Genomic DNA, 17,386 nt, shown 5'->3' on the forward strand with positions numbered 1-17,386 from the left:
TTGGTTATGATGTTAAAGTTTATTCTTACACTGATCCTGTTGTCCCCTTTATTCGGTGCGATTGCAGCAGGCCTGTTCGGTCGTCGGATCGGTCGTCGCGGGGCGCATACTGTCACAATTTTCGGTGTGGCAGTGTCCACGGTTTTGTCGGCCTATGTGTTCTGGCTGTTTGTGTTTCAGGGACACGCGGTTTATAACGATGCGCTTTATACTTGGATGGTGTCAGACGGCCTGCGTTTTGAGATCGGCTATCTGATTGACAGCTTGTCGGCAACCATGATGCTGGTGGTGACATTTGTGTCGTTGATGGTCCATATCTACACCATCGGTTATATGGCCCATGATGAAGATTACAGTCATGATAACCCTTACTATCAGCGCTTTTTCAGCTATATCTCGTTGTTTACCTTCTCAATGCTGTCCTTGGTTATGGCCAACAACTTCTTGCAGTTGTTCTTCGGCTGGGAAGCGGTTGGTCTGGTCTCTTACCTCCTGATCGGTTTCTACATGAAACGCGAATCCGCCATCCAGGCTAATCTGAAGGCATTTCTGGTAAACCGGGTAGGCGATTTCGGTTTCATTCTGGGGATCGCCGTTGTGGTGATGTATTTCAATACCCTCGATTATCAGGAATTTTTCAACGCACTTGAGAGCCAGGTCGGGACGACCATGAGCTTCTTCCCGGGCATGGAGTGGTCTGTGATCACGGTGTTGTGCCTGTTGTTGTTCATCGGGGCCATGGGCAAATCGGCCCAGATGCCGCTTCATGTCTGGCTGCCTGAGTCGATGGAAGGTCCAACCCCGATTTCGGCATTGATTCATGCCGCGACCATGGTGACCGCGGGGATCTTTATGGTGGCGCGTTTGTCGCCTGCTTTCGAGCTTTCGGCCGTGGCCTTGAGTACTGTTTTGCTGGTAGGGGCGATTACCGCCTTTATGATGGGGGTTTTGGGGATCGTTCAGACCGACATCAAGCGCGTGGTGGCATACTCGACACTCTCTCAGTTGGGTTACATGGTCGCCGCACTTGGGGCGTCTGCTTACGCGGTTGGTATGTTCCATGTTCTGACGCATGCATTTTTTAAAGCACTGCTGTTTTTGGCAGCCGGCTCTGTGATCATTGCCATGCATCACATCCAGGACATTCGCCAGATGGGTGGCATGCGTAAACACATGCCCATTACCTATTGGTCGATGCTGATCGGTGCGCTTGCGCTGATCGGTTTCCCAGGGTTCTCTGGTTTCTTTTCGAAAGACAGTGTGTTGCTGGCCGTCGGTGAAACCGATGTCTATGGCGCCGGGCTGGCGGAAGTGCTTTTGTTGATCGGTGTGTTTGTGACGGCTTTCTATACATTCCGAATGATTTTCCTGGTGTTCCATGGCGAAGAATCAGACTACGTCAAGACGCATGACATCAAAGAATCACCCAAAGTGGTCACAGTGCCATTGATTCTTCTTGCCATTCCCGCCGTGTTTATGGGACTTCCCATGGTCGGACCGATCCTCTCGGGTACTTATTTTGCCGATGCGATCACGGTGTTGCCGCAGAACGATGTGCTGAGCACCATCTACAATGATTATTTTGACTCGGCGATTGGTATGGCATTGCATGGGTTTGTCACCCCGCCGGTTATTCTGGCACTGTCGGGTGTGTTTATGGCCTGGCTGCTTTATCTTAAAGCCCCACAAATTCCATCCCGCATACACGCCATGTGTCCACGTGGCTACAAGATGCTGGCCAGTGGTTATGGGTTTGACCGCTTCAACGAAATTGTTTTCGAACAGGGAGGACGCAAGCTGGGCGACTTCTTCTGGCGAGGCATTGATGTCAAAGTGATTGATACAGGCCTGGTCAAAAATACCTTTACATCTGTTGCCGCAGCGGCGGGTGCTCTGAAACAGGGACAAACCGGTTTCTTGTATCACTATGCGTTTGTGATGATTTTCGGCCTGCTGGCAATGCTGGTTTGGGTACTGTGGTAATAAAAGAGAAATAACGAAGGGAAGTTGTCAATGGTTTTTGGTTTGCCTATTTTAAGTACCCTGATCTGGTTACCGATCCTGGCGGGGTTGCTGATCCTGTTTGCTGGCAGAGAGCGACCGACTTTCGCGAAATGGTTTGCCTTGTTGGTGTCGGTGGTGACGTTCCTCATTTCTCTGCCGTTGTGGGTGCAGTTTGATGCCAGCACCGCGGCCATGCAATTTGTGGAAAAAACGCCCTGGATCGATCAGTTCAACATTCATTACCACCTTGGGGTGGATGGTCTCTCGATGCCGCTGGTGTTGTTGACCACCTTTACACAGGTTCTGGTGATCGCTTCGGCCTGGGACGTGATCAAAGAACGCGTTGAACAGTACATGGGCGCGTTTATGGTCATGCAGGGCATGATGATTGGTGTCTTCACGGCACTCGATTCCATCCTGTTTTATGTGTTCTGGGAAGCCTTGTTGATCCCGATGTTCATTATTATTGGTAAATGGGGTGGCAAAGATCGGGTTTACGCCACATTGAAATTCTTCCTTTACACCTTTTTTGGCTCGGTGTTCATGCTGGTCGGCTTCCTGTACATGTACTTCCAGTCTGGCAGTTTTGGTATTCTCGATTTCCATCTGTTGCCACTGGGTGAGTTGGCGCAGATTCTGATTTTCCTCGCGTTTTTGATTGCGTTTGCCGTCAAAATTCCCATGGTTCCGGTGCATACCTGGTTGCCGGATGCGCACGTTCAGGCGCCGACGGCCGGTTCTGTGGTGCTTGCTGCGATCATGCTCAAAATGGGCGGCTACGGGTTTGTCCGTTTCAGTCTGCCGATTACACCGGATGCGTCCATGATGCTGGACTGGCTGGTGATTATTTTGTCGTTGATTGCCATCTTTTACATCGGTCTGGTGGCGATGGTACAAAAGGACATGAAAAAACTGGTGGCCTATTCGTCGATCTCTCACATGGGCTTTGTCACCTTGGGGATGTTTCTGGTTTATGGCATCGTTGCCAATACGGGTGAGGCACAGGGTGCAGCTCTGGGGATGCAAGGGGCCATGGTACAGATGGTTTCGCATGGCTTTATTTCCGGCGCCATGTTCCTGATGATCGGGGTCTTGTATGACCGCATGCATACGCGTGAAATTTCGGCCTACGGCGGGGTGGTCAATACCATGCCTTGGTTCGGCTTCTTCGCTGTGTTGTTTGCCATGGCCAATGCTGGCCTGCCCGGTACTTCCGGTTTTGTGGGCGAATTCATGGTCATTCTGGCGTCGTTTAAAGCCAATGTCTGGTACGGCGTGGTGGCGGCCGCGACGCTTGTGATCGGTGCTGCTTACACACTGTGGATGGTCAAACGCGTTTTCTTCGGGCCGGTGGCCAATGAGCAGGTCGGCAAACTGGCCGACCTCAACAAACGTGAATTTGCCATTATGGGCATTCTGGCTTTTGCGGTGGTGTTATTGGGGGTTTATCCGGCACCGCTTATTGAAGTCATGGATGTGTCCGTTGCCAATCTGTTGATCCAGGCGACAACGTCAAAACTATAAGAATTAACTAGGTGAGTCGATCGTATGAATTTTGTCATCCCAAGTTTTACGCCTGCAATACCTGAAATCGTGTTGCTGACGCTGACCAGTTTGTTGCTGGTCGCGGATACGATGTGGTCAAAGCGTTATGAATTTGCTACCTATTACGCCACGCAGGTGATTCTGGTGATCGTCGGGGCGTTGATCCTGACCAGTTTCACTACGGAGACGGTGACCACCTTTGACGGCAGTTTTGTGCGCGATGCCTTTGCGGACATTCTCAAACTCGCCATCGTTGTGATTTCTCTGGGCTTGTTCCTGTTTTCCAAAGAATATCTGCTGCAAGCGAAATTTTATCGTGGCGAGTATTTCACGTTGGGGCTGTTTTCGGTCCTCGGCATGTTCGTCATGGTGTCTGCGCACAATCTGATCACGCTGTACCTGGGGCTGGAAATCATGTCCTTGGCGATCTACACCATGGTAGCCATGCGAAAAGATCACAGTGCAGCGCTTGAAGCGGCGTTGAAATATTTTGTACTCGGGGCCTTGGCGACCGGGATGCTGTTGTATGGCTTCTCCATGCTCTATGGTGCCACGGGTCAGGTGGCCTTTGATGCGATGGCGGCGGTGATCGATGCAGGCGAAGTGGACCATGTGGTGTTGTCCTTTGCTGTGGTCTTTATTGTCATCGGTCTTGCGTTCAAATTGGGAGCGGTGCCGTTTCACATGTGGGTGCCGGATGTCTATCACGGGGCGCCCACGGCGGTAACCCTCTTTATCGGGACGGCCCCGAAAATTGCGGCCTTTGCGATTCTGTATCGTTTGCTTGCCGAAGCTTTGCCGGGTGCAGTGATGGATTGGCAGCCGTTGCTGGTGATTTTGTCCGTGCTGTCTTTGTTGGTTGGGGCCTTGGTGCCAATCGTTCAAAACAACCTGAAACGACTGTTGGCCTATTCCGGCATTGGTCACATTGGTTTTTTGATGCTGGGGCTGATTGCCGCCAATCCCGACGGCTATGCCAGTGCCATGGTTTATACGCTGATCTATGCGTTTATGGGTCTTGCAGCCTTCGGTCTGATCACTGTCCTGGCACGCACCGGTCATGAGTTTGATCGCGTCGATGATTTCAAAGGGATGAATCAGCGCAACCCTTGGCTGGCCCTGATGATGTTGTTTGTCATGTTCTCGATGGCCGGTATTCCGCCTTTTATCGGGTTCTATGCCAAAGTGGTGGTCATCGAAGAAGTGGTTCAGGCCGGTTTTGTCTGGCTGGCGGTTCTGGCTGTGGTCTCAGCGGTGATCAGTGCTTTCTACTACCTGCGTGTGGTCAAGGTCATGTACTTTGATGCGCCGCAAGACACCATGAAAGTTGAGCCTGTGGCCAGACATCTGACCTGGGCCATCAGCCTGGTGGCAGTGGCGCTGCTTGTCTTTGGTCTCTTCCCATCCTGGGTGATCGATCTGGGCTATCATAGCCTTAGCTGATCCCACAGGGCTGAATTGACCCGATCCACCAAACTAACCGCAGGAGACGCACGATGACTTTGGATACCGCCGTTTGGGTGCTGATCGTCACCGCCATTGTTTTGGCCAACATTCCCTGGTTTTTTCAGAACCGTCTGTTTCTGCTGCTGCCTGTGCAGACCAAGTCGGTGTGGGTCAATCTTGTGGAGTGGTTCGTTTACTTCCTTCTGATCGGTGCTCTGGCCTTCATGCTGGAAAAAAATGCCATGGGGCAGGTGCAGGCCCAGGATTGGGAGTTTTATGCAGTGACGGTCTTTATGTTTGCGATTTTTTCCTTCCCCGGGTTCATCTACCGCTATAACCTCAGGCGTTATCTACAACAGTCTTAACCCCGCGTTGATCTATAGTTGACGCAGTGTTGATCTATAGTTGACGCAATTTTTTGTCAACGCGTTGGATCGAGACCGGCTGCAATGTTTTCATTGGCTGCGCAAACAAGGACAGCCTTAGTTCTTCCAACAACCATCGTATTTCGACCAGGCCTGGGTGTTTTTGGTAAGCCGGATCACTGGCGATGGTCTCATAATGCTTCAACAGTGGCTGCAGTTGTTTGAGGGCCGTCAAATCCTTGCTCGGATCCAACTCAACCTTTTCCAGACGTTTTTCCAGTCCCTGAAGGTAGCGGGGCAGTTGTTTGAGCCACTGATCCGGCGTCTCATTGATGAATTGTGCGTATACCAAGCCATCGAGTTGCGTGCGAATGTCCTGAATCGAGCCCAGCAGGCGTGGATTAACGTTGCCTTTTAACCGCTTGGCAAGTTTCTGATGGCGTTTTAATGTGTCCGACACCATTTTGCTCAGGGCTTGAGCTTCCTCTATCCATGATTGTTTCAAGTTCACCAGCGCTTCTTCAAAACCGGCCTGGGTTCGAATGTCGCCAGGGGCGGGCACCAGTCTCTGCAGCGCACGGTGAATGATTTGCTCGGTCAGATCCTGGCAGGTGCCATACGGGGCGAAACACAGGCAGGCCTGCTTTAAAGGCAGCTGGCGCTGCATGTAGCGTACTTTGTCAAACAACAGAGTCTGGCACAGGGCCAGAACGCCTTCGCCATGTATGCGATCGGCTTCGTCCTGATCGGGGCTTTTGTCCAGATAAAGCGTGTTCCCGTCGAGTTTGAGCACCGGGTACACCGTCAGTTCTCCTTGCGGGGTCTTCAGTGTCTCCGAGTCCGGCAGATCGCCAAAGTCCCAGTCTGTAATCGGTTTGCGTGAGGCCTGGTCGGGTTGTGACTTTTTAAGTGAGGCTGTGACCAGATGCTGGTAATCGTGTTTGAGTTCACCCAAATCCGCACTTTCGGCAAGTGTGCGGCCTTTTTCATCCTGCAAGCGGTAAAACGGCAGGCAATGCTCTGGCAATGTCACGGACTCAAAATCGTTGAGCTTGACCTTGTTTTGGCCGCGTCGGTTGAGCGCCCACACCAATTGCGTCAGATAGTCGGCTTTCTGGCCGTCGATTTTCTTATCGGGTGACATTTCCTGAAGCACCAGTTCGGCGGTCTGTGGTGCCGGAATGAATTGTTTGCGCAGTGATTTGGGCAGGGCCTTGATGTAGTGTGCGGTTTTTTCACGCAGCAGCCCCGGGGTCAGCCATTCAAAGTCCTTCGCCTGCACCTGGTTGAGCTGGGCCAGGGGCAGTTTGACCATCATGCCATCGTGCTTTTTTCCGGGCTCAAACGCGTAGTCCAATTTGAGCGGTAGATGATTGCCCAACTGGATCTGGTCGGGAAAGTCATGTGCGAGTCGGTCGGTGTCCACACTCTGCTTGAGCAGCTGTTCCCGTGTCAAAAACAGGGCATCGATTTTTTCCGGTGCTTTCTGACGGGTTTGCTTGACCCAGGTTTCCAGTGCCGGTTGGTTGTAAATGTGTCCTGGAATGCGCTCAGCATAGAAGTCGTAGAGCTGTTCATCGTCGACAAGAAAATCGGGTCGCCGTAACTTGGACTCAACCTGTTCAATGTCGCGTATCAACTGTTGATTGTGTACAAAAAAATCCAGCCGGCAGTGCATTTGACCCTCGACCAGAGCATGCCGCAGGAAGATTTTGTGGGCTTCTTTGGGGTTGATGGGGCCGTAATTGCAGCGACGTCGGTTTACAATCGGCAGGCCGTACAGGGTCACGCTTTCGAAGGCGCCGACCTGTCCGCGTTTTTTTTGCCAGTGTGGGTCGTCATAGCTGTGCTTGACCAAGTGACTGGCCAGCGATTCCACCCATTTCACGTCAATTGCCGCATTGTTACGGGCAAAGACTTTGCTGGTTTCGACCAGTTCGGCACTGACCAGCCACTTGGGTTTGCGCTTGAACAGAACCGAGCTGGGGTGAATAAACACTTTGGTGTTGCGTGCGCCCTGGTAGCGTTTGTCGTCTTCGCGCACCGCCAGATTGCCCAGCAGGCCGCTCATCAATGCCCGGTGGACGGCAATGGCATGAACATCGGCCAGTTGCTCCCGCACCTTGCCACCGTCACGGACTTCTTCATACAAGTGCAGATCGTGGATTTTGATGCCCTGGCGCTTGAGTGATACTTCGATCTGGAAAAACAGATCGTGCCATTCTTTCATGCGCAGATAAGACAGAAAATTGGTTTTGCAGAGTTTGCGCAATTTGTTCTGGCTGAGGTGGCGTCGTTTGTCTTCATAAAAACGCCACAAGTTCAGGAAAAACAAAAAATCGGAACGCGGGTCTTCGAACGGTTTGTGAGCCTGTGCGGCAGCCTGGCGCGTGCTTTCGTTCATGTCCCTTGGGTCTTGAATGCTCAGTGCCGTGGCAATGACCAGAACTTCCATCAGCACGCCATTTTTTTGACCTTCGAGCACCATTTTTGCCATGCGTGGGTCAAGCGGTAAACGGGCCAACGTCTGTCCGGCCTCAGTCAGGCGTCGTTGATCATCCAGCGCACCCAATTCGTGCAACTGGCGGTAGCCATCATTCACCGCTTTGTCTTCGGGCGGCTCAATAAATGGGAAATGCTTGACCTGACCCAGGCGCATCTGCGTCATCTGAAGAATCACCGTGGCCAGCGAGGTGCGATGAATCTCGGGCGGGGTGAACTGGGCGCGGGCATGAAAGTCGTCTTCGTCGTAGAGACGAATGCAGATGCCTTCGCTCACGCGGCCACAGCGTCCGGCACGCTGATTGGCCGATGCCTGAGAAATTTTTTCAATCGGCAGGCGCTGTACTTTGGAGCGAACGGAGTAGCGACTGATGCGAACCAGGCCCGGGTCAATCACAAATTTGATGCCGGGCACGGTCAGGGACGTTTCCGCGACATTGGTCGCCAGAATGACACGACGTTTTTGCGAGGTCTGAAAGACCTTGTTCTGCTCGCTCATGCTCAGACGTGCATAAAGCGGAATGATTTCGGTATGAGGCAGTTTTTGTTTGCGCAGAGTCTCGGCGGTTTCTTTGATGTCGCGCTCACCCACCTGAAACACCAGTACGTCCCCAAAAGGGTCTTCCTCTGACAGTTCGTCCAGTGCATGCCCAATCGCGGTGGGGATGTCCTGCTCAAACGTCTGGCCGTCATCGTCTTCATACGAGGCAAGCGGACGGTAACGAACTTCCACCGGATAGGTCCGACCGCTGACTTCAATGATGGGCGCGTTGTTGAAATGCCGGGAAAAACGTTCGGTGTCGATGGTGGCCGAGGTGATGATGACTTTCAGATCCGGGCGTTTGGGCAATAATTGCTTGAGAATGCCCAAAAGGAAATCGATGTTGATGCTGCGCTCATGCGCCTCATCAATGATGATGGTGTCGTATTGATTAAGAAAGCGGTCTTTCTGCAACTCGGCCAGCAAAATGCCATCGGTCATTACCTTGATCAGAGACCGTTGGTGCACCTGGTCATGAAAGCGCACCTGATAGCCGACGGTGTCTCCAAGCTTACTGTCGAGTTCTTCGGCCAGGCGTTCGGCCACGCTGCGGGCGGCCAGGCGACGAGGCTGGGTACACCCGATGCGGCCAAAGACTCCGCGTCCGGCATCCAGGCACATTTTCGGGATTTGCGTGGTTTTGCCCGAACCGGTTTCGCCAGCAATCACGACCACCTGATGGTTCTGAACGGTACGGATGATTTCTTCGCGGCGTTGGGCGACGGGCAGGTCCGGGTAATCGACACTGGGGCACTGACGACGGTTGGCCTCCACTTGCGCCTGCGAGGCTTGCAGGCGATGGAGCCATTTTTCCCAGTCGGGGTCGGACTGAATCTCGGAAAATGCCGCTTTGGACATGTCTGCGCGGACTTTAAGACGCTTGAGTTGCTGTCGCAAGCGATGACGATCTTTGCTCAAAGTGGTGTCAATCGCATTGATTGCTTGCTGGGCGTTAAGAATCTGCATGCCTTCCTCGAGATGATCTGGAAGCGCAATTGTAGCCGTCTGACCGGCGAAGCGCAAAACCCTCTGTTCCGGGGCTTTTTTCTCTGTAAAAATCACCAGGCCTGGTGATTTTTTACCTTCGTTTGACCTTTATGGTGACTGAGTGCCGGTCTGCTTAGTGGCAGGCGTCTTAAACCCACTGGCTTCGGGGTTGCGAGCCACTTTGATTTCCACACGGCGGTTTTCGGCCTGGTTTTCAGGAATGGCGCGATCAAACTGATCGCGATTGGGGGCTTTGGGGCGGGTGTCGGCATAGCCGATCGCCTTGAGGCGGTGTTTGTCGATGCCGCTTTCAAAAAAGATTTTGAGGACGGAAATCGCACGCCCGGAAGACAACGCCCAATTGGAGGGGAAACGGGTGGTATTGATGGGCACATCATCGGTGTGGCCTTCGATTTCAATCAGATAGTTGGGCAATGGAAAGGCTTTGATTTCATCGGCTACCGAGCGGATCAGTTGCTGTGATTCGGTCGAAAGGTCGGTGGAGGCGCTTTCAAACAGCAGTTCGCCCGGCAGATCGATGCGCAATTCGTCGCCATCCAGTGTCAGGGCTTCTTGCGGGGAAATTTCATAGCGTTCCAGAATCTCAGACAGATTGCTTTGCAGCTTTTCCAGCGGGTTGACCACCTCCTCTTTTTTCAGCAGTTCATGCCCGAGACTGGTTTGCAGCGCTTCAAACTTGGTTTGGCTGATTTCGGAAATGGAAAAAATCAACACAAAAAACGCCAGAATCAAGGTCACGGCGTCGGCGTAGGTGATCAACCATTCGTCCTGAGAGTTGTCGCCCAAATTGGCCTTTTGAAAACTGCGACACCGCCGGGTGCTGTGCTGACCGGCGGTGTTGGGGTTGGTTTTCGGGGCCTCGTGTGCTTTGGGTTGCGGGCGCTTGGGCATTTGGACTTCCGGCATAAATGCTCCTGTCCGTTAGGCGCGTGTGAATTGGTAGCGTGGGTCCAAAAAGGCGTTCATGGCATCCTGGATGTGCATGGGAGAGGCGCCTTCGGCGAGCAAATACACCCCTTCGGTCAGGATGTGGTTGCGATAGGCTTCCAGATCCTGCTTTTGCTCGACCTTTTTGGCGGCCGGCTTGAAAAACAGTTGAGCCATCAACACCCCATAAAGCGTGGTAATCAGAGCGATGGCCAACCCACCGCCAATCTGGGAGGGGTCGCCTTCCATGTTGTTGAGCATGATGATCAGCCCCACCAGCGTCCCGATCATGCCAAAGGCTGGCGCGGCGGAGGCCATGGTCATCAAGACTTTGGCCTGCGTCATTCGCCGATCGTACATGGACTGGCGCGTGTGTTCGAGCAGGGTGTAGAGTTTTTCGCCTTTGTAGCCGGAAAGCAGGTACTCAAACGATTGGCCCAGAAAGTTTTCGTCGTCGGCGCGTGAAAGCACCACCGAATTTTCCAGGCGGCGCAGACCTTCTTTGCGCACCAGTTTTGACCAGTCGATCAGCACGCCCACGTCTTCATAAAGTTTGCGTGGGTTGACCTTGGCCGAGGCCAGGGTGGCGCCGATTTCCCGGATCGCCAAGAGGACGTTGATCCCCTCGAAGGAGATCATGGCCACCGCCAGCGTGCCCCCCAGTACCATGAGCAAGCTGGAGAGGCTGAAAAACATCATGTAACTGTCGGTGTTGAGCACCACGGCCAGGGCAAACAGCCCCAGGCCGAGAATAAAACCAAGCAGTGCCGTAAAAGAAATGTTCATCATGAGGGCGTTGTCCGAGTCGAAATGCCGTTTTCAATTGTGTCCGTAAAGCTACTATAGCAAAATAGACCCCATCTGGGGAAACACCGCTTGCTCGGTGAGCAAAATGTGTGCCCGACTAGTGTGGTGCCGTATTGTGAATATAACAGGGAAGGCCATTGACGGTGAGTGAGTTTTTGCAAAGCAATGTGTGGGCATTGAGTGTGTATGCGCTGAACCTGGTTCTGGTGGTGGTGGCATTGCTGCATATGCTTTACCAGCGCCGCTCGCCACAGAATCTTATGGCATGGTTGTTTGCGTTGATTCTGTTGCCCTTACTGGGGGTGCTGGTGTATTGGGTGTTTGGCTCGCGCAAGCTGCTGTATAAAACAAATAAGTCCAATCTCACCTTTGCCTCCACGGTGGCGGGTGACTTGCCTGCATCGGACAACGCGATGGCTCAGTCATTGAAACAACTGCTGGATGCGAGCCAGCTGCCCACGACCAGCGTCCACAACAGCATTCATGCTTACAGCCACGAGACGCTATGGCCCCAACTGGAAGAACGGCTGAGGCAAGCGCGTGAGAGCATTTATCTGCAAACCTATATTTTTGAGCTGGACAACACTGGCCAGCGTCTGGCCGAATTGCTGGCGAAAAAAGCGAACGACGGCGTGGAAGTCAAGTTGCTGCTCGACAGCATTGGCAGTTTTGATCTGTATCGGCGTCGCATGGCGCTGCGCTTTTTAGAGGAAGCGGGGGTCGAGATCGCTTTTTTCCAACCGGTGTTCAAAACCTTCTTCAATCAGCAGGTCAACTTGCGCAACCATCGCAAAATTTATCTGATCGATCAGCGTTCGGTTTTTACCGGAGGGATGAATCTGTCAGGGGACTATTTTGGCCCCAGTGATGAGCGGCGCGACACAGAGCGTTGGGTGGATTGGTTGTTTGAAATCACCGGGCCCAGTGTGGTCACGTTCGCGCAGGTGTTTGCCGAAGACTGGTATTACACCACCGGGCATTCGGTGCCGGTGAAAACCACCGATGGGCAGGGCATGAAAGCATGGCCCTCACATAGGGATGATTTTGACCAGGCCTGGTTGCAAGTGGTGCCGTCCGGCCCCGACATTGCCGGGGACATTCTGTTTGAGAGCCTGCTTTATGCGATTTATCAGGCCAAATCGCATATTCAGATCGTGTCACCGTACTTCATTCCCGACAGCAGCATCATGAATGCCTTACTGATTGCGATTAAGCGGGGGGTTCGGGTGACATTGCTGACGCCGGAAAAATCCGATCATTTGATTTTTGATCTGGGGCGAAGCTCCTACATGCGTGAGCTGGCCGAAGCCGGAGGGGAGGTTTATCTGTATCCTTCGGGGATGTTGCACGCCAAACTGGTGATGCTGGATCACCAAGCCGTGTTGTTGGGGACGGCGAATCTGGATTATCGTTCATTGTTCATTAACTATGAAATGGCGGTGTTTGCTTATTCACAGACATTGCTGACGGAGTTGCGACCGTTTTTACACACGTTGCGCTTGAAAAGCCAGCGTTTTGTCCCCAAAACGTCAAAAGGACGGCGGTTGTTTGAAAACCTGACCCGTATCTTTGCCCCGATTTTGTAATTCGAGCACGGCATGTATCGACCGACCCATACGCCCATTTCAGCCGATATCTATGATGCAGCGATTCAAACCGCCACGCTGCCGGATCCGTTTCAGTTGATTGCCTGGAATGTTCAGAAAACGGACTTTTCTGCCAACGCCCTGAACGAGCTGAGTGATCTGATCCCGGTCTCTCAGGTCGATCTGTTATCACTGCAAGAGGCGAAGGCGCTGGAAGGGCAGGGACGTTTTTTTAATTTGCCGTATCTGATGGCGCCTAACTTGCAGAGAGCCGGGCGTCACTATGGTGTGGTCACAGCCAGCCGTTCTCAAATGAATGCCCAGGCGCAATGTCTGACCCAAAGTCGTGAATTAGGGGTCGCCACCCACAAAACCGCGCTCATCACGCGCCACCCGATGGCCGATGGCCAATGGCTGATCCATCTGAATATTCATGCCATTAACTTTGTTTCGCATGCGTTATTCAAGCAGGAGCTGCAATCTATCTGGCGCCATCTGAGTGAGCATACCGGTCCGATGATTCTCAGCGGTGATTTTAATTCCTGGAATCGGACCCGGGTGATGACTTTGAATAAAGCCACCCGGCAGCTGGGCCTGAAAAAAGTGGTCTATCCTTCCGACCATGGCATTCGTCGCCTCAATCGTCAACCGTTGGACCATGTGTTTTATCGGGGGTTGGTGGTGTTAGAATCAGAGGTGATTTCGGTGCCGCACATTTCCGACCATAACCCGTTAAGAGTCTGTTTTCAAACTGAAAAACCGTGAAATGACGATTGGCCTATTTCCATTGTGTTGGTAGGGCTGTTAAACTGTGCATAAAAATTAAGCAGCCTTTTAGCATTGGGATATCACTGTGAATACGTCATTGCGCCAACATCTTAAAGACCAATTAGAACCAGCTCACAACTGGCTGGAGAACACGCCATTAATCCGCGCTCTGTTTAGCCAGGCATTTGAATATCAGCATTACCAACGTTTGTTGTTGGCGATGAAAAATGTGTTCTGCCAAGTGGAGCAGCATCTACTGACCTATCAAGCAGAATTTGAACTGACCGGGCTCGATGATTTTATTGGGCGTAACCAAAAATGCGCTCGACTGACAGCGGACCTCGAAAGGGTTCAGCAATTGACTCAGGAAAAAATTGAATGTCCGGTGATGCCTGGCATTACCTCCATTCGTGATTTTTCGGCTGCGGTTGGTGCCTTGTATGTCCTGGAAGGGTCGTCTCAAGGCGCACGCCAGATCGCGCCACGTTTGCAGAAAAAGCTGGGAGCGGATGTGCCGATGAGCTTTTATGTCGGTGAGGGCGATTCAGAGAATGCCAAAAAGTGGGAGTGGTTTTGTCAGTGGCTGGATCAGGTGGAAATTGACCCCCACGAAGCCATATTAGCAGGGGTGGAAGTCTTTGTTCGTCTGCGTCAGCAATTGGTTGAGGTCGAAAACGCAACGGCCTGAAAAGGCCTCTGCTAACCGGTTTTCAGCGTTAGACCATTTGCCCCAGTGCCAATGAAAGCAGCACATAGGCAATCACGGCCAGCATCAGGGCACGTTTAAGGGGGAAACTGTCACGATTTTCATAATAAAGCCGGGCCAGTCTCTGTCGGGAAGTTTCCGAGCCACGACGTTTGTTTTGATGGCGGTTGATGGTGTTGACCACGTTTTTGAATTGTTTCTGCGCCTTGGGCGGCAGGTTCACTTGGATTTTGTGCGCGTCCACCGGGCTGCGATCGGCCATGCGGACAGCCAAGCGCATGACGTTGTCCGAATCAAGTTTGGCCAGCTCTTCCTGAAGTTCGGCCCCTTCCAGATTGAGCAGATAGTAGTCTGATTTTTCTTTGTCCATGTGTGTAAGAGTCGACCCTGTTTTGCTCGTTTGTCCGTGAATGATCTTGGTTCACTTAGCCAGCAAAATTATGACCAACTCTGTCTGTGAAGGCAATAAGCGTTACTTCATAGATGCGACAAGGCTTTGATCGGCTCCGGGTCATAGCGTTCATCATTGGGCGCGTCGGTCAGTTGGAAATCCTGCACTTTGGTTTCCAGAGCCAGTACTTGTTCGATGATAGTGTTAGAGGTACTGGCGACTTCTTCCACCAGCGCTGCGTTTTGCTGCGTGGCCTCGTCGATGTCGCTTAAGGCCTGGCTGACCTCATTGATGCCAGCGTTTTGTGCACTGAGTGATTCGGTCATTTGGTTGGCCATTTCAGCGATGTGCTCAATGTGCTGGGTGTTGTGTTCGAATGCTTTAAGCGTGGTTTGTGACAGGGCCATGCCCTGTTTTATGCTTTCGAGGTTGGTTTCGGTGACGGATTTAATGCTTTGCGCGGCTTCGGCGGATTTTTGCGCCAGGGCGCGCACTTCACCGGCCACGACTGCAAATCCTTTGCCGTTTTCACCCGCACGAGCGGCCTCGACCGCGGCATTGAGTGCCAGCAGATTGGTTTGAAAGGCAATGGAATCGATCATTTCGGTCATGCCCGCCACGTCACGACTGGCCGTTTGGATGCGCTGCATGGCTTCCACCATCTTGGCAACCGTTTGCATGCCGGACTGGGCATCGGTTTTGACGGTTTGAGTGGCGTCATTCACCCGTTGTGAGTGTTGCAGCGAGTGGTCGATGTGCTGAGTCATCACGCCCATTTGCGAGGCGGTTTTTTCAATCAATGCGGCTTGAGACTGCACACGATGATTCAAGTCCTGATTGCCGGAGCTGATTTCTTTGATGCCATGCACGGCGTGGCCGGACGCCTGACGAACATCACCCAGCATGCGACTGACATTGTCGGCCATGGTGTCGATGTGTTCTTTCAGTTCCAGCAGCTTTCCTTTGAATGGGCCGCTCATAGTGTGGGAGAAATTGCCTTCACTAAAGGCCTGCAAGGCTCTGGTTTTGGCATTGATGGCGGTTTCTAGGTTGTCGAGCGATTCATTGAGGTAGCGCTGAAGATTGGACAAGTCTCCAGGCATGTTGGCCTGGATTCGTTGTGAGAAGTCCCCTTCACGCATGGCACGGGTCACAGTGCGAACCTGGTTGATGGCGCTCGATTGCGCCTGCATGGCATGGTGCAGACCGTCCATAACATCCCGGTATTGTCCCAAATAGGCCTGGGTGTTCAACTGGGTTGAAAAGTCGCCGCGTTTGAGCGCATCGGCCAGATGCTCAATGTCCTCAAACGCATCAAACACCTGGTGCGAGCTTTGGTTGACGCTGTCGACCAGTGTGCCCAGGTCGCCTCGGTAGTGTCCTTCAATGGTTTTGTCCAGTTGTCCGTTTGCCTGAGCCTGACTGACCGATTGAATTTCATGCAACGCCTGTTGCAGTTCATCGAACAGTTGTTTGATGCTTTGGCTCATATCGACCAGTTCATTGCGTCCCTTCAGGACCCGCCATTGTGAAAAATCATTGTGTCTGGCGACATCGGACACCTGGCGGTGCATGGTTTTGAGCGGCCCGACGATGGACTTTATGATGCCGAAGGTGAGCAATAGCATGAGCAGGCTGCCTGCTAAAGTGCCCCAGCTCAGAATTTCAGCGCTTTGTTCTGCGCGTTGGCTGAAGGCGGTCAATTGCTGCACGCGTTTTGCCTGCAGGTGATTGATGATCTGAGTCAGGCGGTTGTTGGCTTCTCGGGTCAGTGCGGCCAGGGTCTGATTGTTGTCTTGAGTGGTGACGATCATATCTTTCAGGTCGCCGAATGCATCCACATACTGAGCCCGACTCTCGGCCAGTTGATCGACCGGTGCTTGCGTGTCTTCCGTTTCATTGAGATCACTGAAGAGCCCACCATACTGAGTTTCGGTTTCTGTCTGGGGTGCATGTTCCTTTTGCAGTCGTTGGATGACGGGACTGAGGCGCTCGCCCAGTCCTTTTTCTTCAAACCGGGACCAGATGGCCGAATTTTGGGTAGCAATCATTTTGGCGGCCATTAATTGCGATTGGTTAAGTTGCGCTTCAATTTGCGTCAGATCCTCAAGATCTCGAGTCGTCATGCTATCCAGGTCGCGAACTTCTGCCAGCGCGCTTTTCAGCTCTGTGGCACTGCGCTCCAGACCAAATTCAATCGTATCCTGAATATTGTTTTTCAGAAAAACGTAAGAGTTGGTGGCCTTTTTCATGTTGATCAACACCTCGTTCAACGGATACAACTGCTCGATCAAATGACGGTTGGCTTCGGGCGCTTCGATCACTTCGAGCATGCCGCTGGCGTTGGTCGTGGTTTCTGCCCCCAGTGAATGCAGTAGCTGATTCAGGGCTTCGATTTGCTCACCGATGCGTTCATTGAAGAGTCGGTTTTGTTCGTCCGACAGCGACAGCAAATAATGGTTCATCGCCTGGATGGTGTCCATTAATCCGGCTTGAAACTGCGTGATCTCGGCGGTTCGGGTCTGTTCCTGCTGTGCCAGTGAGTGGGTTTGGTTGCGGGTTTCCTGCATCATCAGAAAGCTGAGAGTAAACACACCGGCAAACAGGAGGATAAACAACCCTAAATTGCCCCAGAGACGCTGGCGGATGGATAAACGGTCAATCATAAACAAACCCCAAAAAGACTGCTACAATGCGAGCTAATTATGCACAGCGCGTTTTTCCTCTGGGTGAGGCTTTGATGACAGACTTATGACAGCCGGATGACAAGCGTCTGTAACGAGGGATAAA

The 17,386-nt window shown here is 52.5% G+C and carries 12 protein-coding genes; 7 read left to right on the forward strand and 5 right to left on the reverse strand.

Annotated features, from left to right (window positions below):
- Window positions 1–6 precede the first annotated feature (6 nt).
- From nuoL to AVO41_RS05140, 4 genes are read left to right on the forward strand one after another with little or no spacing between them, the layout of a single operon-like run.
- Complete coding sequence (nuoL, locus tag AVO41_RS05125; protein WP_068583740.1) at window positions 7–1,983, forward strand: NADH-quinone oxidoreductase subunit L; 1,977 nt, start codon at window positions 7–9, stop codon at window positions 1,981–1,983.
- Between the two features lie 30 nt (window positions 1,984–2,013).
- Complete coding sequence (locus tag AVO41_RS05130; protein WP_068583743.1) at window positions 2,014–3,528, forward strand: NADH-quinone oxidoreductase subunit M; 1,515 nt, start codon at window positions 2,014–2,016, stop codon at window positions 3,526–3,528.
- A gap of 24 nt (window positions 3,529–3,552) precedes the next feature.
- The gene (nuoN, locus tag AVO41_RS05135) at window positions 3,553–4,992 is read left to right on the forward strand and encodes an NADH-quinone oxidoreductase subunit NuoN (protein ID WP_068583746.1); all 1,440 of its coding nucleotides are present in this window, start codon (window positions 3,553–3,555) and stop codon (window positions 4,990–4,992) included.
- Window positions 4,993–5,045: 53 nt separating this feature from the next.
- Entirely contained in the window at window positions 5,046–5,360 is a 315-nt protein-coding gene (locus AVO41_RS05140; RefSeq protein WP_068583749.1) for a DUF2818 family protein, read from the forward strand.
- Window positions 5,361–5,394: 34 nt separating this feature from the next.
- Here the strand turns inward: AVO41_RS05140 and hrpA are convergent, their stop codons facing one another.
- The 3 genes from hrpA to AVO41_RS05155 all read right to left on the reverse strand — a co-directional run bounded on the left by hrpA (window position 5,395) and on the right by AVO41_RS05155 (window position 11,127).
- Window positions 5,395–9,369 carry an ATP-dependent RNA helicase HrpA gene (gene hrpA, locus AVO41_RS05145; RefSeq protein ID WP_068584768.1) on the reverse strand — a complete coding sequence of 1,325 codons (3,975 nt, stop codon included), beginning with the start codon at window positions 9,367–9,369 and terminating at the stop codon, window positions 5,395–5,397.
- Between the two features lie 129 nt (window positions 9,370–9,498).
- Window positions 9,499–10,317: an OmpA family protein gene (locus AVO41_RS05150; RefSeq protein WP_068583752.1), complete on the reverse strand. Its 819-nt coding sequence runs from the start codon at window positions 10,315–10,317 to the stop codon at window positions 9,499–9,501.
- Between the two features lie 15 nt (window positions 10,318–10,332).
- Window positions 10,333–11,127 carry a motility protein A gene (locus tag AVO41_RS05155; protein ID WP_068583755.1) on the reverse strand — a complete coding sequence of 265 codons (795 nt, stop codon included), beginning with the start codon at window positions 11,125–11,127 and terminating at the stop codon, window positions 10,333–10,335.
- A gap of 161 nt (window positions 11,128–11,288) precedes the next feature.
- On the opposite strand from AVO41_RS05155, the gene cls reads away from it, so the two are divergent.
- The 3 genes from cls (at window position 11,289) to AVO41_RS05170 (ending at window position 14,187) form a co-directional block, all read left to right on the forward strand.
- On the forward strand, window positions 11,289–12,731 hold the full coding sequence (cls, locus tag AVO41_RS05160) for a cardiolipin synthase (RefSeq protein ID WP_235584678.1): 1,443 nt from the start codon (window positions 11,289–11,291) through the stop codon (window positions 12,729–12,731).
- Between the two features lie 12 nt (window positions 12,732–12,743).
- Window positions 12,744–13,496, forward strand: coding sequence for an endonuclease/exonuclease/phosphatase family protein (locus AVO41_RS05165; protein ID WP_068583758.1), 753 nt, complete (start codon window positions 12,744–12,746; stop codon window positions 13,494–13,496).
- A gap of 88 nt (window positions 13,497–13,584) precedes the next feature.
- Complete coding sequence (locus tag AVO41_RS05170) at window positions 13,585–14,187, forward strand: biliverdin-producing heme oxygenase (protein ID WP_068583760.1); 603 nt, start codon at window positions 13,585–13,587, stop codon at window positions 14,185–14,187.
- 28 nt (window positions 14,188–14,215) lie between these two features.
- Here the strand turns inward: AVO41_RS05170 and AVO41_RS05175 are convergent, their stop codons facing one another.
- On the reverse strand, window positions 14,216–14,575 hold the full coding sequence (locus tag AVO41_RS05175; RefSeq protein ID WP_068583763.1) for a hypothetical protein: 360 nt from the start codon (window positions 14,573–14,575) through the stop codon (window positions 14,216–14,218).
- Window positions 14,576–14,682: 107 nt separating this feature from the next.
- On the reverse strand, window positions 14,683–17,262 hold the full coding sequence (locus tag AVO41_RS05180; RefSeq protein ID WP_068583766.1) for a methyl-accepting chemotaxis protein: 2,580 nt from the start codon (window positions 17,260–17,262) through the stop codon (window positions 14,683–14,685).
- Window positions 17,263–17,386 lie beyond the last annotated feature (124 nt).

Origin of the sequence: Thiomicrospira sp. WB1 (assembly GCF_001507535.1) — a bacterium.
Classification (GTDB): Bacteria; Pseudomonadota; Gammaproteobacteria; order Thiomicrospirales; family Thiomicrospiraceae; genus Hydrogenovibrio.